General features: G+C 41.5%; 11 protein-coding genes and 1 pseudogene. 7 read left to right on the top strand and 5 right to left on the bottom strand.

Annotated elements, in window-relative coordinates:
• Positions 1-41: 41 nt before the first annotated feature.
• Positions 42-2,021 carry a ligand-gated channel protein gene (locus AAEU30_RS17330; protein WP_421961596.1) on the bottom strand — a complete coding sequence of 660 codons (1,980 nt, stop codon included), beginning with the start codon at positions 2,019-2,021 and terminating at the stop codon, positions 42-44.
• 121 nt (positions 2,022-2,142) lie between these two features.
• On the opposite strand from AAEU30_RS17330, the gene AAEU30_RS17325 reads away from it, so the two are divergent.
• A complete protein-coding gene (locus tag AAEU30_RS17325) occupies positions 2,143-3,051 on the top strand; it encodes a LysR family transcriptional regulator (RefSeq protein ID WP_421961595.1) in 909 nt (302 codons plus the stop codon).
• Here AAEU30_RS17325 and AAEU30_RS17320 read toward each other — a convergent pair.
• The 3 genes and pseudogenes from AAEU30_RS17320 to AAEU30_RS17310 form a co-directional block, all read right to left on the bottom strand.
• Positions 3,048-5,771, bottom strand: a complete 2,724-nt coding sequence (locus tag AAEU30_RS17320; RefSeq protein WP_421961594.1) for a choice-of-anchor I family protein — start codon at positions 5,769-5,771, stop codon at positions 3,048-3,050. The genes AAEU30_RS17325 and AAEU30_RS17320 overlap by 4 nt on opposite strands.
• A gap of 285 nt (positions 5,772-6,056) precedes the next feature.
• Positions 6,057-6,263 (bottom strand): annotated as a pseudogene (locus tag AAEU30_RS17315) (alpha/beta hydrolase family protein); the annotation flags it as partial.
• Between the two features lie 92 nt (positions 6,264-6,355).
• Positions 6,356-8,800 (bottom strand): S9 family peptidase, encoded by a 2,445-nt coding sequence (locus AAEU30_RS17310; protein ID WP_421961657.1) that lies wholly within the window; start codon positions 8,798-8,800, stop codon positions 6,356-6,358.
• Positions 8,801-8,976: 176 nt separating this feature from the next.
• Here AAEU30_RS17310 and AAEU30_RS17305 point away from each other — a divergent pair, with 176 nt between their 5' ends.
• From AAEU30_RS17305 to AAEU30_RS17285, 5 genes are all read left to right on the top strand, one after another.
• The gene (locus AAEU30_RS17305) at positions 8,977-9,981 is read left to right on the top strand and encodes a LacI family DNA-binding transcriptional regulator (protein WP_421961593.1); all 1,005 of its coding nucleotides are present in this window, start codon (positions 8,977-8,979) and stop codon (positions 9,979-9,981) included.
• Positions 9,978-11,198 (top strand): glycosyltransferase, encoded by a 1,221-nt coding sequence (locus AAEU30_RS17300; RefSeq protein ID WP_421961592.1) that lies wholly within the window; start codon positions 9,978-9,980, stop codon positions 11,196-11,198. Before AAEU30_RS17305 ends, AAEU30_RS17300 begins: the two co-directional genes overlap by 4 nt.
• 116 nt (positions 11,199-11,314) lie before the next feature.
• Positions 11,315-12,547 (top strand): threonine/serine exporter family protein, encoded by a 1,233-nt coding sequence (locus AAEU30_RS17295; RefSeq protein WP_087533431.1) that lies wholly within the window; start codon positions 11,315-11,317, stop codon positions 12,545-12,547.
• A 533-nt stretch (positions 12,548-13,080) separates the two neighbouring features.
• Positions 13,081-15,639: a TonB-dependent receptor gene (locus AAEU30_RS17290; protein WP_421961591.1), complete on the top strand. Its 2,559-nt coding sequence runs from the start codon at positions 13,081-13,083 to the stop codon at positions 15,637-15,639.
• Between the two features lie 307 nt (positions 15,640-15,946).
• Complete coding sequence (locus AAEU30_RS17285; RefSeq protein WP_421961590.1) at positions 15,947-17,266, top strand: TonB family protein; 1,320 nt, start codon at positions 15,947-15,949, stop codon at positions 17,264-17,266.
• Here the strand turns inward: AAEU30_RS17285 and AAEU30_RS17280 are convergent.
• A complete protein-coding gene (locus AAEU30_RS17280) occupies positions 17,250-19,382 on the bottom strand; it encodes a winged helix-turn-helix domain-containing protein (protein ID WP_421961589.1) in 2,133 nt (710 codons plus the stop codon). The two genes, AAEU30_RS17285 and AAEU30_RS17280, sit on opposite strands and share 17 nt — an antisense overlap.
• Before the next feature lie 157 nt (positions 19,383-19,539).
• On the opposite strand from AAEU30_RS17280, the gene AAEU30_RS17275 reads away from it, so the two are divergent.
• Positions 19,540-22,161 carry a TonB-dependent receptor gene (locus AAEU30_RS17275; RefSeq protein ID WP_421961588.1) on the top strand — a complete coding sequence of 874 codons (2,622 nt, stop codon included), beginning with the start codon at positions 19,540-19,542 and terminating at the stop codon, positions 22,159-22,161.
• The last annotated feature ends 63 nt before the right edge of the window (positions 22,162-22,224 follow it).

Here is a 22,224-nt window from a genome sequence, read left to right as displayed (position 1 = left end):
TAAACAAGGCCTCAATTGAGACCTTGTTTATGTTAAATTACTTAAAACTCCCAGCCCAGTGACGCCCAATAACGGCGGCCGTCTTCAACATAACCGTACTCATCCTCAGTGATGGCTTTATCGAAAATGTTATACACACCAAAGCCAAGCTTTACCCTATTGGTTAAGCTATAGTTACCACCGATATCCGCCAAAGTATAATCCGGTGCAATAAGGCTACTTTGCGATGGCCCGGTTGTTGGTTGGCTTTCTTCACCGCGATAATGCACACGCAACCAGCTGCCAAATGTATCGCTCGGTTGCCAATTTAAGGACGTTTGCAATATATGTTTAGGTAACTGATTTAACGGACTGCCTTTGTACTTACCCGATTTTTGCTCGGAATCGGTGTAAGTGTAATTTGCCCTGACGTCGATATCACTGCTGATGTCATACGACAGCGTAAATTCAAAGCCTTGCGTAACCGCTTCATCAACATTTATATATGTCGTTGGCATTGAGCCAAACTGATTTGGACCATCGGTGCATTGTGTTAACGGACAAGCAATACGGGTAATTTTGTCATCAAACTGATTATAAAACACGGTACTTGAGACATTGAGATCGCGGCTAACATCATAGTAAACCCCCATTTCATAGTTAACGGACTTTTCTGGGCTTAAATCCGCATTACCATAAATATTACCACCTCGACTTACTTGCCCCCAATCTGGCGTTGATTGACGAATATTTGGCGCTCTGTAGCCTGTTGAGATACCACCTTTAATTGTGAAATCATTAGTTGCTGAATAAACGCCATATAAGCGAGGACTCCAATGGCCAGCGAAGTTACCATCGTGATCGTATCTAAGCCCTGTCGTTAACTTAAATGTTTTAGTAGCACTCCATTCATCTTCTGCAAAGATAGACCACTGTTCATTCTCTATGTGTGTTAAATCACTAATTTTATTGCTGGTGTAATCATCCAGTAGTTCTTTTAAATACGCCGCGCCTACCGTAGCATTATGATCGCTAATAACTGGCAAGGTCCAGCTAGTTTGAACGTCGGTGTTTTCAACAAACATTTCACGGGAGGTGTTGTCGAACTTATCGTATTTTAAGTAGCTACGAGAAGAGCCAAAATCGTAAAAGCCATTATGACTGAGTGAAAATGTTTGTTGTTCATATTCGCTCATTGATGATTCTGGACAACCACGGCGCCCACAAGATTCACCAGGAGCGAGTGGCTCTATCGTTTTACCTAAAGTAGCATCAATGGTTTGATTCCCAGTGCCCAGCTCAAGCATAATTTCATGGTTATCTGTAGGGGTTAAAATGAATTTAGCCTTAAGGTTGCTTTGCTCTTTGCCTCTATAACCTGTCGGAAAATCATCTTCATCTCGTTTGGAAAATTGCCCAGAGAACTGCACACCGAGTAACTCAGGAATTAAGCCGCCCGCAGTAAAAAAGCTACCTTGGTTAATATTACCCGACTCATTACGCTCTTGAATTGTGCTATCAAGGCGTACTTCGCCATACCATTGCTCTGGTGTTTTACGGGTAATAATATTGATCACCCCACCAATAGCATCAGAGCCATAAAGCGATGACATCGGACCGCGAATAACCTCAATGCGTTCAATTGCGGAGATCGGGGGCGTCCATGCCCCTTCGACACCCGGTCCATCACTGTTTGGGCGAGTTTCGCGAGATGTCTGCCGCTGCCCATCAATTAAAATTAAGGTATATTGACTCGCCATGCCGCGCAGACTAATGTCTTTTCTATCGCCGCCGCCAGTGACAACAACACCGGGCACGTCGGTTAATGCATCGGTTAAATCACGATAAAAACGTTTCTCGAGCTGTGATCTGTCTATCACGCTAATACTGGCTGGTGCCTCTTTGAGCATTTGTTCACTGCCAGATGCTGATACCACAATCACTTCCATATCTTGCTTTGCATCATCCGCATGGGCTGACACACTTAAAGCGCTTAAAATTGCTGCAGTTAACGGTATAAATTTACGGCTTACCGTATTCATGATGATTCTCCGTGACTTCTGTCTTATAAATGATAATAATTAGCGTTTGCGATATTAATCAGAAGTTCCCTCGTTCTCAACGTGTGAATTCTTAAAGCTATATTAAGTAGGACTTAAAGTTATGAATGGGAAATTACTAAAGGCGCTCAATGTGTTCGCACGCACAGTGGAAACAGGAAATATGAGTGGTGCAGCACAAGAGTTGATGATGACCACCTCTGCTGTAAGCCAACAAATAAAGCAACTTGAGCATGAGTTAGGTTTAAGCTTGTTTAATCGCAGTCCGCGGGTGCTCACACTCACCGAAGCAGGCGAGCTGTATTATCAAAGCTGTATCAAGATGCTGGCCCTGAGTGAATCTGCGTCGCAGCAGTTACAGCACTTACAAAATAATCCCAGTGGCCGATTAAAGTTAGTGGCACCGGTGGGCTTTGGCGGCGGGCTGTTAAGTGCACCACTACAGCAATTAATCAGCCAATACGAGGATATTGATATTCAACTCAGCTTGTCTGACGAACCTGTTGATATGATAAAAGCCGGCGCTGATTTAGCCATTGCGATTGGCCCTTTGCAAGACTCGAACTTAATCGCAAGGCACTTAGTTGACTGGCCTTTAGTGTTATGTGTGCACCACAGCCACCTGTTATCCAATGAGATCAGTAACGATATTGAGCAATTAACACAAATGCCACGCATTGCCCACATAAGCGCAGAATATGCGCTGACACATAAAGCAACTGAACAAAGCGTTACATTGCCCGCAGCACGGATCACCGTAAACAATATGCAAAGCATCATTCAACTAGTATGTGATGGTGTTGGCTACGCCATTTTACCCGAGCCGGAAGTGCGTAGTTTATTACATTCAGGTGAATTAAAACCTTTGTGTACCGATTGGCAACTCCCCCATTACAGTGTGTTTGCAGTCACGCCTGCGCGGGATACTTTAGCTGCGAAAACGAAAGCCGCAATTGCCTTATTAAAAGCAAGTTTTGCGGCTCTTTCGTTAGCAAAAGCCAGTAAAAATTAATTTACTGGTTTTAACTCAATTATCGATACGGAACCAAGAGGATCAATCTTGTAATCTTCACTCGGTTCGCCTTCATCGGCGGTGATGATTAATTTACCATCTGGACTGAACGTTACCATGTCTGGCAGCGATCCGACTGCAGCTATCATTTCAAGCTCATAACTACTGGTGTTAAACATAGCAACAACGCCAGTATCCGTTTTCACGCCTGACTCGATCGCAGCGGCAAGTTTTCCGTTTGATACTGCGACAGAATTAACACCAGCACCATAATAGCTAATATCAATTGCAGCAAGTGTTGCAATGTTACTTGGATCAGCAAAATCAACCACTTCAATACGCGGGGCATTAAGCAAGCTGCCGTTATTTACCACGAATAAACGTTTTGTTTGGGCATCATAAGCCGTGATCTCTGCAGCGCCTTCACCGCCTTCAAATAACAAGCGTGATGTAAAATCAAACTTGCCTTCGCTGTTTTCACTATAGACGGTGATATTACCGCTGTCTTCATTTGCAACCACCAGCTGCGCTTGTGACGCTGGGCTTTGCTCGGCGGGTATAAATAACACCCCCTCAGGTGCATCATCATCTTGTGTTACTAACATTTGTACAAACGATACTGCACTGACGTCTGTTACATCATAAACTGCAACTGCATCGGCACGCTCAAGCGCAATAAAGGCGTATCGCTTATCACCGACCATCCCTGTGGTAATGCTTTCTGGTTCTGTACCTTTAGCGTCACTGCGGTCATCAGGATAAACACCTGCTTTTTGCGCCTCTACTGCAAGTGATGAACCGCTGTCAAACACTTGCTCCCCAGTATCTCCATTGTAGATTGAGAATGAACGCGCACCAAAACTGTAAAGCTTATTATGACTTGATACGGCTGTGTCTGAATCCACATACTGTGACACTAATAAACGCCCCAGTTCATCATCGGTTTGCAACATTGATGGATCTGTAAATACAGATCCATCGAGTACGATGCCTTCAACTTTTTCACCTTCTTCAAAGTTAGTAAACCAATCACGTACATCGCCTTCGTTCGCAGTCAAAACATAGTGAATGCCGTCTTTTGCAAAAGTGGCAATACCATCAGGTTGATACATACCGACAATATTGTTGCGAGTTTGTAGCTTTATAATGTCATCTTTATCACTGGCATCTATTTCATTGCCTTCTAAGCCATAATCCTTAAAACCTAATGGCAGAATATCGGTGATATTCATGGTTACTAAATCAACTTTAGCAAGGCCATTGTTTTCTTGTAATGACACCCAAGCTGTTGTTGAATCAGCTGACACCGCTATGTATTCAGGCTCTACATCAGCAGCCAGATCTGCGCCTTTACCAAATACACGAAAACCTTTGCTTTCAAGTTCAGCTTCTTGGTCGTTAAACGCAGTAAAGTTGAGTGTTGTTGCAGTGGCAACAATGCTTGGTGTGGCAAAATTTTTACGACCAGGGCTGGCATAAAGCTGTGGTGCATTGCCTTCATCTAAATCAATAAAGTCCATTCCATCAGGGAAGCGACCATAGCTATTTACATGAAAATCGCCGTAACTTACCTGTTCATGCACTTCACCTTGGTATTTTAACTTTATAGTTTCGCCTTTACCTAAACCAAAATCTTCATTGTCATTAAATATAGCATTAGCTGGTGCCCCATTAGGCAGCGCTGTACCTTCGAGCATATCTGGTATTAGCACAATAAAACCATGGCCTGGAATTTCAGTACCAGCTGGAATAGTCATGCCTGTTTCGTTATTGGCTTCACGGTCTAAATCAACTAATTCCCACTCATTTTCACTAAATACAAATGTTTCTGATGATTTATTATAAAGTTCAACGTAATCGAAATCGGCATCATCACGACCTTTTGATACCACTTCGTTAATAACGATATCTGCAGCCGTTGCACCTTCTATCACATCAGGTAGTTTATTTGCCATACCAGGCGTAGCTTCTAAGGGTTCACCTTGGGAATGCCATTGACCCCCATCAGGTAAACGACCCCATGTTTCTACATGACTACCATCATTCCAATTCACGCTTTGTACTACTTCATTATTATGCACAAGTAACGCCGTATCGCCTTTACCTAAACCAAAATCAGTATCGCCTTCATTGGCGGCAATCGTGCCCGCAGGCGCATCAAACGGTACACTTGTTTGATCCACAGCAATTACTAAAAAGCCGCCGGCTTCAATGACCGTACCTTGCGGAATTTTAACTCCAGGTTCTTTATCTTCTGAAAAACCTTTAATGTCGTTTACTGCCCAGTTTGCATCAAAGGTAAATGCTTCATCTGAGGTGTTATGCAGCTCAATATAATCATAGCCACCACCTGTTGAACGCAACTCATTGATAACAATATCACCCTCTTCAGGCATCACAACAGCGCTAAATGTCGCTGTAATATCTTTATGGCTATCCATGGTTAATGTGAGTGATTGTGCTGCATAATCTGCGCTACCAATATCACCGGTCCATGACACAAACTCATAACCCTGTGCTGCTTGCGCTGTTAGCATCACAATGGCATTTTCTTCGTAATCTTCCCTCTCAGGGGCAATGACAACATTACCCGCACTTTGCGGCGTTATTTCAAGCATGAGTTGATAACGTGCTGGATCCATATCATTGTTATTATCAATATCACAGCCAGTTAAAGCACCGAGCATAAGTAAACTGCCCACAAGTGGTTTTAATTTCATCTTAGTTCCTTGGTAAGTACAAAATTATTATTTTAAGAGCAGCTACAATAAGGAAGGTTTTTGACAGTTAGATGCCATTTACATGGCAACTGAGTAACAACTTGGTGACATTATTGTGAAAATGGATTTACATATAGGTACAACAAAGCAGCTAAAAATTAGAGGGTTAAAAAACAATGTCCTTTAGCTGAACAACGTTGTTTACTACTTAGAATTTAAAATAAAAGGCGCGGCTCACATGATGATGAACCGCGTTTTAGTCATTGAGATTATAACTACACTCAATTAATCAGCTGGTGTAGCTCCCTCAGCAGGACTTTCATCACTTAATAAATACTTTTCCAACCACTGCTCTTGCTCCCACAAAACATGTAATAAGCTCTTACGTGCTTTATAGCCATGAGCTTCATAAGGTAGCATTACCAAACGAGCATCTTTACCTAAGCCTTTAAGTGCGGCGTACATGCGCTCACTTTGCATTGGGAAGGTGCCGTGAGATTAAGGGTGGATCTTCTTGCACTAAATTGAATATAACGTTGAATAAAAACGCGGTATTTCGCCGCGTATTATGTCAAGCAATACTGTTACTCAGCAGAAGTGCTCTCTTTTACTGGACCTTCATCACTGAGTAAGTACTTTTCAAGCCATTGCTCTTGCTCCCACAAAACATGCAATAAGCTCTTACGTGCTTTATAGCCATGCGCCTCATAAGGTAGCATTACCAGGCGAGCATCTTTACCTAAGCCTTTAAGTGCGGCGTACATGCGCTCACTTTGCATTGGGAAGGTGCCCGAATTAGGATCTTCTTGCCCATGGATCATTAACATGGGTTCGTTAATTTTCTCAGCATGAAAAAATGGCGACATTGCTGAATACACATCTTGTGCTTGCCAAAAATCACGTTCTTCACCTTGAAAGCCAAACGGTGTTAGAGTGCGATTATAAGCGCCACTTCTGGCAATACCAGTTTTGAATAAGTCACTGTGTGCTAATAAATTTGCCACCATAAAGGCACCATACGAATGTCCTGCAATGGCAATTTTATCTTTATCAGCAATACCTTTTTCAACAAGCACATCAACCGCTGCTTGCGCACTTGATACCAACTGCTTTCTAAACAAGTCATTCGGCTCTTTACCCTCTACGCCAACGATGGGCATTTTCGGGTCATCAAATACCGCAATTCCTTTAGCTAAGTATGGCATTGGTCCCCAATAACCTACATAGGTAAACGCATAAGGCGATTCACGTACTTGAGATGCAACCGCTTTATCTTTATATTCAAGCGGGTAAGCCCACATTAACACAGGTAAGGTACCTTGAGTTTTGTCATAACCTGCAGGAAGATAAAGAGTACCAGATAGTTCTACACCATCATCACGTTTGTAACGCACTAACTCTTTGGTTACTCCTTTGAACGCAGGGTATGGGTGTTCAAACGTTGTCAGCTGGGTTAGTGTATTGTCATCTAAATCACGAATAAAAAAGTTAGGTTGCTCTGTTTTAGACTCACGAATGGTAATTAATCGCTCACCTTCATCATCAAGCATGGCACGAACGCGTTCATAATATGGCGCTTTTGACTGCCATAAACGCTTTGTTGTATTTGTTTTTATATCATACTGATCCAAAAACGGCACATTACCTTGCTCAGATGCACCATTGCCGCGTAAGTATATGTACCGACCGCCCACTACCTTAATGACGCTGCTGCCTAAATCATTACGTTCATAAATTGCACTGCCTGGATTTTTATAAGCATCATTATAGCTTCGCTGTGAAAACAACACTCTGTTTCTATCAGCGTTACGCGGTTGAATTACAAAAGTGCGTACTTGGCGATCACTAAAGCGCCAATCTCTTAACATTGCCACATTTTGATTAGCCCACTCAATGCCAGCAAAACGGCGCTCAACTTTAGCAAACAGTTTTGGCTCTCGTTTAAAAGGCGCACGTAAAGAATAAATATAATCATGATGCTGCACATCGGTTTTCATATCACCGCCATCTTGCGCCTCGGCCCAAATGACTTCAGCACCCTGATCTGCTCGCCACTCAAAATCACGGCGACCAGTTCTTACACTGTCATAACCTTGCGGAATATTATCTGCAAGTGGCTGTTTCGCCAGTTCTACTAGCGCATAACCTCGCATTCCCAAAATTTGCCATGTGGTTGCAAACCGACTGTACGGCACTTGATAAGAAAAGGGCTCATCTATACTGGCTACCAGTAGATTCGTCGAGTCAGGTGAAACAGAGAACGACTTAAATAAAGCCGGCTTGCCAATTGCTCGCGCTACACCACTAAGTGGAATATAAGTTAATTGCCCTTGACCATAAAATTTAAATTGTTGCTCATCAAACGGGCTAGTCAACAAGTTTTGATAAGTACGTGCTGGCGCTTTTTCGCCCGTACTTTGCTGAATGATCGGAAGGATATTTTGGCTGTCGTTAGTTAGCCTTGGCTTACCAATATTCACCGCTGCGTTAGCTACAATTGCGGTGCTATCGGGTAACCATGTATAAGGGCTACTGGTTAAAACCGAGTTTAAAGCAACATCTGCAAGCTGGCGGGCCAGTTTTGTTTGAGTGTTATACACCCATAAATTAGCCTGCTGTGGCTGCTCGACAATAAAAGCAAGGTATTGTCCGTCAGATGACCACTTCGGCGAGCGGATCACACCCGCAGGTAAATTAGTAACAGTAACCACGGCACCGGTTTCAATATGCTTTAAAAACAAGCTTGTAAACTTAGTGCGTTCGCGAGAGCGTGAAAAATTAGCAGGGTTGAGCTTTACACCCGCAAGTTTAAACTCTTCTTTGGCTAGATCATCAAGTGACTCTATGCGTTTTCGATCAAATAGCGCAAGCCATTGACCATCCGAAGATAAATAACTGCTTGGCGCAAGCTTAGCATCAACTAACGCAGCTAAATCATTAGAGGGAGTTTGATAGCCTTGCTCAGCATGGGTTGGGGTTGTGGCCCCAAATGTCACTGCAAGGGCTAAAAAAAGCGAAAAAACCTTCATCATTTTTCCTTTTTAATTGTTATTAGATAAGTAAAACATGTTTCGGTACATTCATAAAGGCTTTACCTTGATTAGCCTATAAATCATTCGTATAGCAGCTAATACACAGCTTTAATGACTTTATCAGTCTGTTTACGTTAAACTTAGCTATTATGTTGACTCTTGTATAATGATGAATGAAAAATAAAACCAATAAAGTCACAATTTTTGATGTAGCCAAAGAAGCTGAAGTATCAAAATCGACTGTCTCATTAGTGCTTACGCAAAGTGACAAAGTCAGCGATAAACGCAAAGAAAAGGTACTACAGGCAATTGATAAGCTAGGTTATGTCTATAATCGTGACGCTGCCGCACTGCGAAGCAAGCGCTCAAACTTAGTCGCGGTAATTATTAACGACCTAACAAACCCGTTCGCAGCTCAGCTTGCTGTCGGGCTTGAAGAGCATTTATACGCTATGGGTATGTTGCCTATGTTGGTGAATACAGCAGAGAGCTATCAACGCCAACAACAAGTTGTTAAAAACCTCAAAGAGTACAACGTAGCAGCATTTATAATGTGCCCGGCACCGGGGACTGAGCAAGTATGGTTAGATGAGCTAATTCACCATAACTTTCCTGTTATCAATATTATGCGAGAAGTACCATTTAGTCGTGCGCCAACTATTTTACCTGACAACAAAAAAGGCACTCACCTAGCGACAATGCATATTCTTGAACAGGGGATCACCGACATCGCGTTTTTAGGCGGTACCGACGATATTTCTGACTACCACGAGCGCCTAAATGGTTTTTTGTCTGCACTAGAAAAATTTAACATTCAAGCCCAACCAGTCATTAAAGCAGTAACCAATCGACAAGGCGGTAGAGATGCTTTTAACCAATTATATAAATTAGCCCCTGATATAAAAGCAGTGATTTGTTTCAATGATGTCATTGCTTACGGCGTCATAGAAGCTATCGGACAATACGGACTCAGCGTAGGCAAAGACATAAAAGTAGTCGGATTTGACGACCTTGCTGATTCAAAACTTATGTCGCCTTCATTAAGCACTGTGGCTATTGATGCACATGAGATTGGCAAACGCACCTGCCATACCCTACAAGAGCTGTTAAACAATACCGTGGCCCCCGTACGCACCTTGGTAGATGTAAGCTTACAAATTAGAGATTCAAGTAAATGAAAAAAGTATTAGTTATTGGCTATGTATGGCCTGAGCCTAATTCATCAGCTGCTGGTACACATATGATGTCACTGCTTAAGGCATTTAAGTCACAAAATTGGCAAGTAGAGTTTACCAGCCCTGCACAAAAAACTGAGCATATGGAAAACCTAGAAGACAACGGTATTAGTAGTCAGGTAATAGCACTTAATTGTAGTAGCTTTGATGAATATGTAACGGCTTATGCGCCAGATATCGTAATGTTTGACCGCTTTATGATGGAAGAACAATTTGGTTGGCGCGTAGATAAACACTGCCCAAATGCCCTTAAAATTCTCGATACTGAAGATTTACAATGTTTACGTAATGCACGCCATGAAGCACACAAAGGCAATCGCGAATTCAATCACAGTGATTTACATTCAGATATTGCCAAGCGTGAAATCGCCGCGATTTTACGTTGTGATTTAAGCTTAATTATTTCAAGTTATGAAATGCAATTATTATCTAATGTATTTAAAGTAGATAACCGTTTATTACATCATTTACCCTTTATGGTCGCTTTAGATGCATTACCAACGCAAACCAAATCATTTGAGCAGCGCCAGCACTTTATGACCATTGGTAACTTTCGTCATGCGCCAAATTGGGATGCGGTATTATACCTTCAACAAATCTGGCCACTGATTCGTAAACAACTCCCTAAGGCAGAACTGCACATTTATGGCTCTTACCCACCGCCAAAAGCGACGGCACTGAATAACCCTAAAACCGGCTTTTTAATTAAAGGTTGGGCAGATAATGCCTATACAGTTATGGAAGATGCCCGAGTTTGTTTATCACCACTGCGCTTTGGTGCAGGTATTAAAGGTAAACTGTTAGAGGCAATGATTATGCAAACGCCCAGTGTAACCACAACAATTGGCAGTGAAGGAATGCATGGCGAATTACCTTGGCCAGGTGTAATTGAAAATGATCCCGAACGTTTTGCAGATGCAGCAGTGGCACTTTACCAAGATCCACTCCAGTTTTTAAACGCACAAAAAAATGCCCATTCACTGCTAAGCGCTCATTATGATAAAGCACAACTAGCAGCTAATTTAATAAATAAAATTGTGGCTATTGAAAGCAACTTAATACAACATCGAGAAGCTAATTTTACCGGCCAAATGCTTAAACACCATACCATGCGCAGTACTCAATATATGGCACAATGGATAGAAGCAAAAAACAAGTAAAAAAAGCTAGACAGGAACAAATTTGTGTTTAAAATCGCCGCCAAATAACTGGGCAATTTAAGCTGTATTGTCTATATTTTTTAACTGAATAATTTAAATTTTGGTTCAAAACTCATTTGAAAACCGCAACGTTTACTGAAAAACGCAAATTTATCGTAAAGCTTGGCAAAATGCTTCATAAATACGGTACGCCTGCGTACCGCCTTGAAGCACATTTAATGGAAGTGGCAACCTACCTTGGCTTAAAATCATCGTTTGTTATGTCGCCTACATCCGTCACCTTTGTTATTTGGACTGACGGTCATGAAGATGAATACACTCATGTAGCACGGGTTGATCCAGGCGATCACGACTTAGGCTCATTAGCCGACACGGATGATCTAGTAAATAAAATGCTGAACGATGAATTAACCTTGCAAGAGGTTGATCACCAACTGGATATTATTTTTGCAGCTCCAAACCCATATAATAAGCTTTTAACAGGTATTGCTTTTGCCACTTCGGGCGGCGCATTTGCAATGTTGATGGGCACCAGCTGGAATGACGTCATCTGGTCCGGCTTACTTACATTTATTGTATATTTATTTGTACTTTGGTCGGCTCGTTCTAAACGGGTTGCTCATATGCTTGAGCCGCTTGTGGCAATTATTTCAGCTATATTGGCCTGTGCAATAAGCGTCTATATAGATGCGCAAATTAATATTCGCCTTATTGTGCTCTCTGCCATTATCGTGTTTATACCTGGGCTTGCACTGGCACTTGGCTTAGCAGAACTTGCTGCGCGGCATTTAGTGTCAGGTACCGCACGGGTGATGGACTCGTTTATGCTATTATTTAAACTCTACTTTGGCGCATTTATTGGTATTGCAATTGGCTTTGCCATGTTTGGCCAAACTGATTTTATTCAACCCGAGCCGTTACCTAAATGGACCGCTTGGTTAGCAATTTTGCTTTTATGTAGTAGCTTAATCGTTATTTTTAGAACAAAATTAAAGCACGCAGCGTGGTCAATTGCCTCTGGTTTTATTGCCTATGGCACCAGTATCGGCCCAGCCATTTATTTAGACTTAGATTATACCTTAGGTACATTTATAGGCGCATTTTCAGTGGGAGTGTTTAGTAACTTATTTAATCGAGTTGCGAACGCACCGGCTTCTATTGTTGCCATGCAAGGCTTGATTGTATTAGTACCTGGTAGCAAAACCTATATCGGACTAAACTCGTTAATAGAAGGGCAAGATTTTGTATCCGCAGATCATATCGGTCAACAAACCTTCTTAATATTTATGTCCCTCGTGGCAGGGTTAATATTTGCCAATGTAGCGCTCCCGCCGAAAAAGAGCTTATAACCCCCACCAGCGCTTAGCCTATGTTAAGCGCTGTGCAAATCTACTCACAAGCCATATCAATACGGTCAACCTTAAATTCTCACTTAATTTTAGTCGTAAGTGGTCAGCTTACTACTTTCAGCAGTTAACACGTTTATTACTTAAATTTACGTGGGTTCTAGATATCACAACCTGTGAATTAGCCATAAATTTTTGTACCACCGATATAAGTAAACTTAATTTATTAAAAATAACAAAATAAAATACTAACCTAATATGATGATTAATATCAAAAAAAATAAAAGAAAAACTATATTCAATGTCGATTTAGCTAATTTCACAACTATTCACTTAGTTTCAAGACTCGGTAAATCAAAAAGCGTTTAATAGAACCACAAACCCAACTCAGTACATGTTATTACCACACTAATAACGGCTAAATTTGGGGGCGTATATTAGTTTTAAAATATGGCTGTGCTTATAAATAGAAAACGTGCCATTAAAACTATTCCGTTAAACAACAAAACGAAGTGTTGATTCAAGGGGAATCGATAATGATAAATATAAAAATGAAAAGACTGCACTTAGCTATTAGTGCATCACTTATGACATCGGCGTTAAGCTTACCTATGATGGCACATAGTGCCCAAGCACAAAGCACCGACGAAGTAGAAGTAATCCAAGTGCGTGGTATTCGTGGCAGTGTCGTTAAATCATTAAACACCAAACGCTATGCAAATTCGATTGTTGATGCTGTTACCGCCGAAGATATAGGGAAGTTCCCTGACCAGAACGTGGCCGAATCACTTCAACGTATTACCGGTGTTTCAATAAGCCGCAATTTTGGTGAAGGTGAGCGTGTAAGTATTCGTGGTACCAGCGAAAGCCAAAACCGTACATTATTAAATGGTCAAGCTGTTGGCTCTGCCGACTGGTGGACTAACTCAGCGGCGAGCCGTGGCTTTAACTATACCATGCTACCGTCTGAAATTGTTTCTGGCTTAGAGGTATATAAATCACCGGAAGCAGATATAGATGAAGGCTCAATTGGTGGCACGGTTATCGTAAGAACCCGTAAACCGCTTGATTTAGAAGCCAATAAGTTTGCCGGCTCAGTGCTTGCGCAACACAGTGAAATATCGGGTGAAACCGATCCACAGCTATCGGCTATGTATAACTTTAAGACCGAAGATGAGTCTTTCGGTGCGCTTATTTCACTAGTACGCCAACAGCGTAACCTACGCCGTGATGGTATTGAATCATGGAGCTGGGCAAAGCGTGATATCACTTTAACTGATGGCACTGAATATAAAGACGTATACAGCCCTGGTGGCGGTGGCTCAGCCATGTTTTTACAAGAGCGTATTCGTACAGGTATAAACTTAGCCGTACAATACCGCCCGACTGATCAACTTGATTTAACATTCAATGCACTTGATTCGACCCTCGAAGCAAATAACGAGAACCAAAACTTCTTATGGCTACCTGGTTATGGTGGCTCGCAATACACAGATGTAACCTTAGTCGAAAACGACCAAGTGGGAACTATGCTTCTCGGTGGCACATTAGGTTTATCACCCACTGCAAATAACATTCTTGATGAAACCAAGGTACGTAATTCAGAAATCAAAACTAAATCGTACGATTTAAAAGCTGATTATCAAGGTGAGTTATGGCTGACTAGTGTGCATGTTGGTTATACCGAAGGCAGTGGTGGCTCACAAGCTGATAGAAGTGTGGGCTGGGAAGGCAATTACGTGCATAGCTTTGATACTTCAAGTGTTAAGGACGTACGTACCAGCTACGGCGCAGATCCTGCTGATGGTAAAAACTGGGATTTAGGTTTTTTACGTTACGACAGTAACGATGCCAAAGATGACGAAACTTACCTACAAGTGGATTTTTCGCGCCCAATTGACATCGCTGTCTTTAGTGATGTTAAGTTTGGTTTGAAATACCGCGACCACTCTCGCTTTAATACTAAACACACCACCGATAATCGCACAGATTTAGGTTGGAGCTTAGCCGATTATTCACTCTCTATGCCATCTGATTACTTGTCAGGTCTAGGCTCAGACGGCACATTAAGGGATTACGCAATCACTGATTCAGGCAAAGTCCGCCAAGATGGTGATGCGCTGGATTGGGATTACCGTGTGCTTAAAGCCAGTACCTTTGAGGTTGAAGAAAAAATCACTGCGGGTTACGTGAAGGCGGATATTGATGTTGAAGGTATGCGCGGTAATTTAGGGGTGCGTTTAGTACAAACTCAGCAATCCACCGCTGCTTATGTGGGCGAAAGTGGCTCTGAAGTGTGGACCAATGATGACCGCGATTACTTTGATATTCTGCCAAGCATTAACCTTGCCATTGATTTAGAAGAAGACTTATTACTACGCTTTAGTGCAGCACGGGTAATGTCGCGCCCAGACTATGCCGCAATGACACCATCAACCTCATATAACCTTGAAACACAAACAGGTAGTGGCGGTAATCCTGAGATTGACCCATACCGTGCAACACAGTTTGATACAGGTATTGAATGGTACTTCAGCGAAGCTGGTTTATTCTCTGCGGTGGTATTTTATAAAGATATTCAATCTTTCTTAGATGTAACACCTACACTTGAAATGCACGAAGGTGTCGAAATACTGGTAAACCGCCCTACCAATGGTCGATCTGGTCGTATTCAAGGTTTAGAGCTTGGTTATCAGCAAGAAATTTTAGAAGGCTTTGGTTTAAATGCAAACTACACCTTTGTAGATGGTGAAGCAAAAGATAAAGATGGTAATGATACAATTATTCCAGGTAACTCAGAGCATACGATTAACTTAAGCACGTACTATGAAACAGAAACATTTAGTACCCGTATCTCTTATAACTTCCGAACGGGTTACAACTCAGGTCAAGGCCATGGCTACGTTGATGACTACGGTCAAGTAGACGCTAATTTTACTTACAACGTAAATGAAAACGTATCATTAGTGCTTGAAGCTATTAACTTAACCGACGAGCACACCTTTAGTTACCAAGAAAAAGGTGTAGAACAAGCGCTCACCGGTGTTTATGCCGACGGCCGTCGCTTTGTAGCGGGAGTACGCTTTAACTTTTAAGCTTATTTTTGTCGATTTACTTAGCTAACACAGGTATTCGACTCTCGCCAAGGAAGGCTGCCCCTATGCCCAGGGGTCTAAAGCAGGTAACCTTTTGGTTACCTGCTTTTTTATTAAAGACTTAGTCTGTTGGCGCTAGTAATAATAAACAAAACAAGTACAATCAATAGGTAAAACACCACAAGGTTCATATTAGCGATAGCTAAAGTGTAAATTCGTGCTAACACATTTATCCAAGTATCTAAACAAATTCAATATCAAGCTTTTAGCCTCAAAAGCCTGCATAATTATGTGTGGATTCATTTTTATGCCTGGTGCAAAAGCAGATTTGCTCAGTGCAACTTTTGATTACCACCAAGGTAATTTCGCGCAGGCAAAGCATGAATTTACGCAGCTTGCTCACTTAGGTAACCCTGATGCTATTTATAATATTGCAGTAATGTATTTACATGGTCAGGGCGTTGATAAAAATAACGCACAAGCTTATGCTTGGTTTAATTTAGCAGCGGATTTTGGCTTAGCTGACGCCCGTGATACTGCTCGGTTAATAGCTAAACAAGCAGAAAGTAAACAACCTCTTGATGATGCCTACACAGCTCTTTTAAAACAACTCAGCTTTAAATGGTATAACGAGCAATTACGCCCTGAATTAAACTCAACACCTATCAATAACGCTAGCATCAATCGCGCTTATACGGTAGAGCCCAAATACCCAGAATATGCCTACGCAAACGGTCTAGAAGGCTGGGTTTGGCTGGAGTTTGATATTGACGAAAGTGGTGCTGTCACTGATATCACACTCATTGATTCAAATCCTGATAAAACCTTTGATAAAGCAATTATTAATGCTGTTAAACGTTGGCAATATAAGGCCTCTGAGGATGAGCTTCCCTATTATAACCGCTCATTACTTTACCATTTCACGACTTACAAAGGTAAGCAATATGCGCAGAGTTTTAAAAGCCAACAGCGTGAATATAATGAAGAAATCACTGACTTAATCGATGCTGCCGAGCAAGGCAATGCCCTTGTGCAATACTATATCGCAAATTGGCTCAGTTCTGATCAATATAACGCAACACGACTATTAAAATACCATTGGCAGCAAGATAATGCCGCGGATGAACTATTATTAAAATCGGCGAGTAACGGTTACGCCAACTCACAATATCGTATAGGTGCAAACTTATTACGAGGTGCATATGGAAAAATAGAACGTGAAAAAGGACTTAATTGGATTTTACTTGCCGCACAAAATGGCTTCGCACAAGCACAATACCGTTTAGGTAGAGAGTTACTTAATAAAAAACATTTAGATTATGCACCTAATAAAGCGCTTAAATGGCTCCAAGCGGCCGCCAGACAAGGCCTATTTACAGCAAAACGAGATTTAGCAAACTTGCTATATTCATTAAGTAATATTGATACTGAAACAGTTAAAAAAGCATTAGACACAGCGTTGGCAGATGATACCAACCACCCTCAATTACTATTACTTAAAGCAAAAATAGTCGCTGAAAAAGACACTAATACAGCGAAAAAAATTGCCAAACAGGCATTAGATGAAGCAAAAAACCGTAATTGGTACCTTGGTCATATCACTGACTTTATTACCGCTCAGCCTTAGTTGCTTGATGCAAAAGTATATCTGTTTCTATCCCATCAACCTGACTAAACACAACCTGCTTGCCGTCCAAGGAGCTGCTAATATTTAAATTGATATCTAAATCGAAGCCATAAACGCCTAGCTCTTTAATAAATACATTACGCTTTTGCTCGGTCAAATAACAATAAAGTGATAGTTGGTGGCCTTGGCGTAGTACGTAATAAATTCCACCTTTGAACACTGCCGGTTTAAACAAGGTAAGTGAAGGTAATAATTGTGCTAGAGGTAATTGCTGCTCAAGCTCAGTGGCTAGAAAGCGCGCAACATGATCTTCGTACTCAATATAAGAGCTATTTAACTGCCACAGAGGGTGCTCTAGGTCCAAGGTTTCTAAAGGCGCGTTTTCACTCACTAAAGTATTGCTCATGAGTTGCATGTCGTATCGCCAATCTTGCCATTGCCCTTGATTATTTTTGGCTTGATAGTAAATGCTATGACTATCCTGTGACCAATGTACCCCATTGAGTTGCTCAAACCCTGATATGATCGGAACTAAACGCCTTGAAAAAGTATTGATCAAGTAAATATTATGCTGCTGATCGGCGAGTAAGATATTGTCACCACTGGGTGAAAACAGTAAATATTTTGGCGTAATATCACTGGGTAAAGTCGCAATTAAATTAGCACTTTTACGTTGTTTATGTTTAAGCCACACTTCTATATTTGTAAACCCTGTGATCCCACGGCGCTGCAATGAAATAAACGCACTTTGCTGACCATCCATAGACACCGCTGGGAGTATATCTATACGTGATGAGGAAGATAACTGGCTTGTACTAACGATAGGTTGCTCTTTATTGAGTGCTAATTCAATTTGATATAAATTTATCCGCGCTTGTCCTTCGGCATGAGCTATATCTCCATTAGTCGGGTTAATCGCTAAATCGGCGATAAACCCTAAAGGTTGATGGATCATCTGCTCTGCGCCATCATAAGCGTAACGCCTTAGGGCATCATCCCCTAGCCAATAAAACCCGGGCTCGCTGTCTAGTAACAAAGGCGCATGAAAGTGACGGCTTTGTTTAATTTTTTTACGCGTAAGTCCTTTATTTAAGTCTACTTCACTGAGATTAAACCAGCCCGCTTGTTTCTCTAAAACCAGCATTTTATTGTGGCTATTAATATCAACAGCTAACGGTTTAAAATCACCTATTACATGTTGCTCAACTATCTTAGGATTCGGTGATAATGACAAACTATATTTGACTAATCGCGGTTGTTCATCCTGCCAGTGAGTGGTGTAAATTGTTTGCGCATCTACCCAGTGCAATTTAGTTGGGCCATGGCGTTGTTGACATTTAGCCAGCCTAAACTCTGGGCTCAAGCGCCACGTTTCTATCGCATTGCCCACCGACATAACTCTGATATCGCAACTAATAGGGTCGTATCTAAAGTAAGCTAACCATTTACCATCAGGCGACCAAACCGGTGCTTCTTCTGAATAACCTGAACTTTTTATACTGTGAACGGTTTTACTTTGATGATCAAAAACGGCTAAATCAAATTGGCTTTGTTGATGGTTCGATTGACTAAAAGCTAAGTATCGCCCATTCGGAGAGTAGCGTAAAAAAACCTCAGCCCCAGGCGCAGAAGTAATACGCGATTGATACTGATACGCTAATTTAGATTTTTCCGGCGCGAGTAAATGCTGACTCAGTAAAGTAACGATAGTGCCTACAAACAAGCCCACAACAATAAATAACATTGAAGTACGCGGGCTAGCAGGCATTACTTTTTCTAAAATAGTTGGCGCATCACTAACTTGAGCAATTAACTGATAGCCAACTCTTGGCACTGTGCGAATAAAATGGGTTGTTTTTTGATCATCATGCAAACTTTTACGCAATTGTGTGACTAGTTGGCTAACCGAATTATCGCTCACTACCACATCAGGCCACACAGTATCCATAATGGTATCTCGCGAAACAGCTTGCCCTTGATGACTAATCAACAGCTTGAGCAACAATAACTGCTTAGCTTCAATAATGCACCACTTACCCGCCACCTTAATTTTTAACGCGGCAAAATCAATAAGTACATCATTGAGTAATATCTGTTTTAGCTCAGCTTCGGACATCGTTTAGTTTTTACACAAGTTAATCTATGGTTAAATATGCGAATAAAGCGTATTATATACAAATGCGGTACATATTAGCACAGCCGTTTTCTGTGTTCTTATTTTATAAGTAGTTATCACAGCTCATTTTTCTCATGTTGTTGGCGTTGGGTCATCTATGACAATAAATATTACAAAATTTGTTAACATAATACTGATTTATAGTGCATTTTATGCGCTACATGGAGCGGCTAATAATACCCCGCAAACCGAGCTAAACCAGTTAGAAACCATACAAATTAGGGGCTATCATGACAGCGCTGTCAGATCATTGCTAGATAAACGTGACAATCAATCTATTATAGATGCTATTAGTGCGCAAGATATCGGGAAATTTCCTGATAAAAATGTCGCAGAAGCACTCCAAAGGGTGACCGGGATCTCCCTATCAAGAGCTCAAGGTGAAGGTGAGCGAGTGGGTGTACGTGGTACAACACCAGAACAAAATCGCACCTATTTAAATGGTCAATCTATCGCATCGGCAGACTGGTGGATTTCAACGCAACCTAACCGTGGCTTTAATTACACCTTATTACCTGCTGAACTTGTTGCCTCCTTAGACGTTTACAAAACACCGCAAGCAGATCATAACGAAGGTTCTTTAGGGGGGACCGTTAATATAAAAACGCAACGCCCTCTGCACATAAACACCAACCAATTTGTAATTAATGCTCAGATGCAATACAACGATTTATCCGGTGAATTCGATCCACAATTTAGTGCTTTTTATAACTGGAAAAACACAGCTAAAGATTTGGGCGTGCATATTACACTTACCCGAAACCAGCGCTCATTACGCCGAGACGGTTTAGAGTCTTGGGGATGGCATGAACAAAATTATAATCAGAATAATGATGGTACTCTTAGCCCAACAAACAACGAAGCTGCAGACATAACTAATGTCTGGACGCCTGGGGGAGGTGGTTCAGCATTATTTAAGCAACAAAGAGAGTTAACCAGTGCGACTTTAAGCGTTGAATATCAGCCCAATCTTGATTGGAATATACAGCTTAATACTTTATATTCAGTACTTGATGCCGATAATAGTAACCAAAACTTTTTGTGGCAACCCAGCAGCGTTTTTGCTCGTGGCGGTCATATTAGCGAGCACGAAATTATTGATAACACGTTAGCATACGCCCGCTATTCGCAGGTGCCAGAGCAAAACACACAAAGTTTACCCTTTAGTACCGCGATGGAAGCTATTTGGCGTGATTCGCAAATTGATACCAGCAACGTGCATTTAATTGCCACCCAACAAGCAAATCTGTGGCAAAACCAGTATCAAATCGGCTTTACCAAAGGCGGTGGTGGCTCAAAACAAGACTATACGTCGCAGTTTTCTGCAAATACAGCCTTTACTGTAGATACCCGCGAACATAAAAATATTATAGCTAACTACGACACCTCTCCACTAGATGCCTCACAATGGCAGCTCACAGAGGCGCGCAACGACAGCCAAGACTCGAACGATCAGGAGTTTTATTTACAAGGCGATTTTGAACGAGCTGTTGACCATTCAATTATTAGTGCCGTTAAGTTCGGAACTAAATACCGTGATCATCAGCGTGACTTTATCAGGTATCGCTCAGTAAATGGCGCTTATGATGGGTTAGTAAAACAACTAGATTGGACTTTAGCTGATTATCAAGGCACTTTCCCTAGCGGCTTTTTGACAAATATTGGCAGTCAAGACACGCTGAAAAAATATAGCTATGTAGATATCAGCAGATTATCAGACGACTTCAATAACATTAATTTTGAACAACAAGAAGAAAAAGCCAGCCGTTTTGATATTCAAGAGCGTACTTTAGCAGGTTATGTAAAATTAATGCTCGAAGGCCAAGACTACCGCGCCAACCTCGGAGTAAGAGTGGTTAATACACAACAAAACTCAGGCGCCTACAAGCGAATTGCAACCACACCACAACAAGAGCTGTTTATCTGGCAACAGCACGATAAAAATTACCTTGATATTTTACCCAGCGTAAATATCAACATAGACCTTTCTGAAAATTTAATCACCCGTATTAGTGCTGCTAGAGTCATGTCACGACCACAATACAATCATTTAATGCCCTCTACAAACTACAATGTCACGCAAGCACAAGGCCAAGGCGGTAACCCAGATTTAGATCCATACCGCGCTAATCAGTTTGATTTTAGCCTTGAATGGTATTTTGATGATGCAGCTTTACTTTCAATGGCGTTATTTAATAAAGACGTTGAATCCTTTGTCGAATTTAAGCGAGCTATCGAACAACATGAGAGCATCGACATGGCCATTGATCGGCCGATAAATGGCAGTGGTGGTACAATTCGAGGTGTAGAGCTCAGTTATCAGCAGGAATTATTTTATGGTGTAGGCTTAATTGCCAATTATACCTTTGTCGACGGCGATCGTACTGATAGCTTAACAGGACGAAAAAACTATGTACCTGGCACCTCAAAACACACCATAAACTTAACCAGTTATTATGATAATGATTGGCTCAGTGCTCGCCTTGCCTATAACTATCGGACTCAGTTTGCCACCGGTGTAGGTGAAGCTATGATGGACGATTTTGGTCAGCTTGACGGTAACCTCACATTTAAAGTGACAAATAGCCTCGATGTTGTACTTGAAGCAATCAACTTAACTAACTCAATCACCTATGTTTATGAACGTAACCAATACGCGCCAACGGGTATTTACGAAAATGGCCGACGCTTCTACTTTGGCATACGATATAGCCATTAATCTTTTCAGATTGCCTATTAAACGCATATTTTAGTTTTACAGGTACATCCTGATATACTGCAT

This window comes from Pseudoalteromonas mucoides (genome assembly GCF_049257175.1).
GTDB lineage: Bacteria > Pseudomonadota > Gammaproteobacteria > Enterobacterales > Alteromonadaceae > Pseudoalteromonas.
Note: the sequence above shows the minus strand (reverse complement) of the source record. Positions and strands in the feature narration are given on the sequence as shown.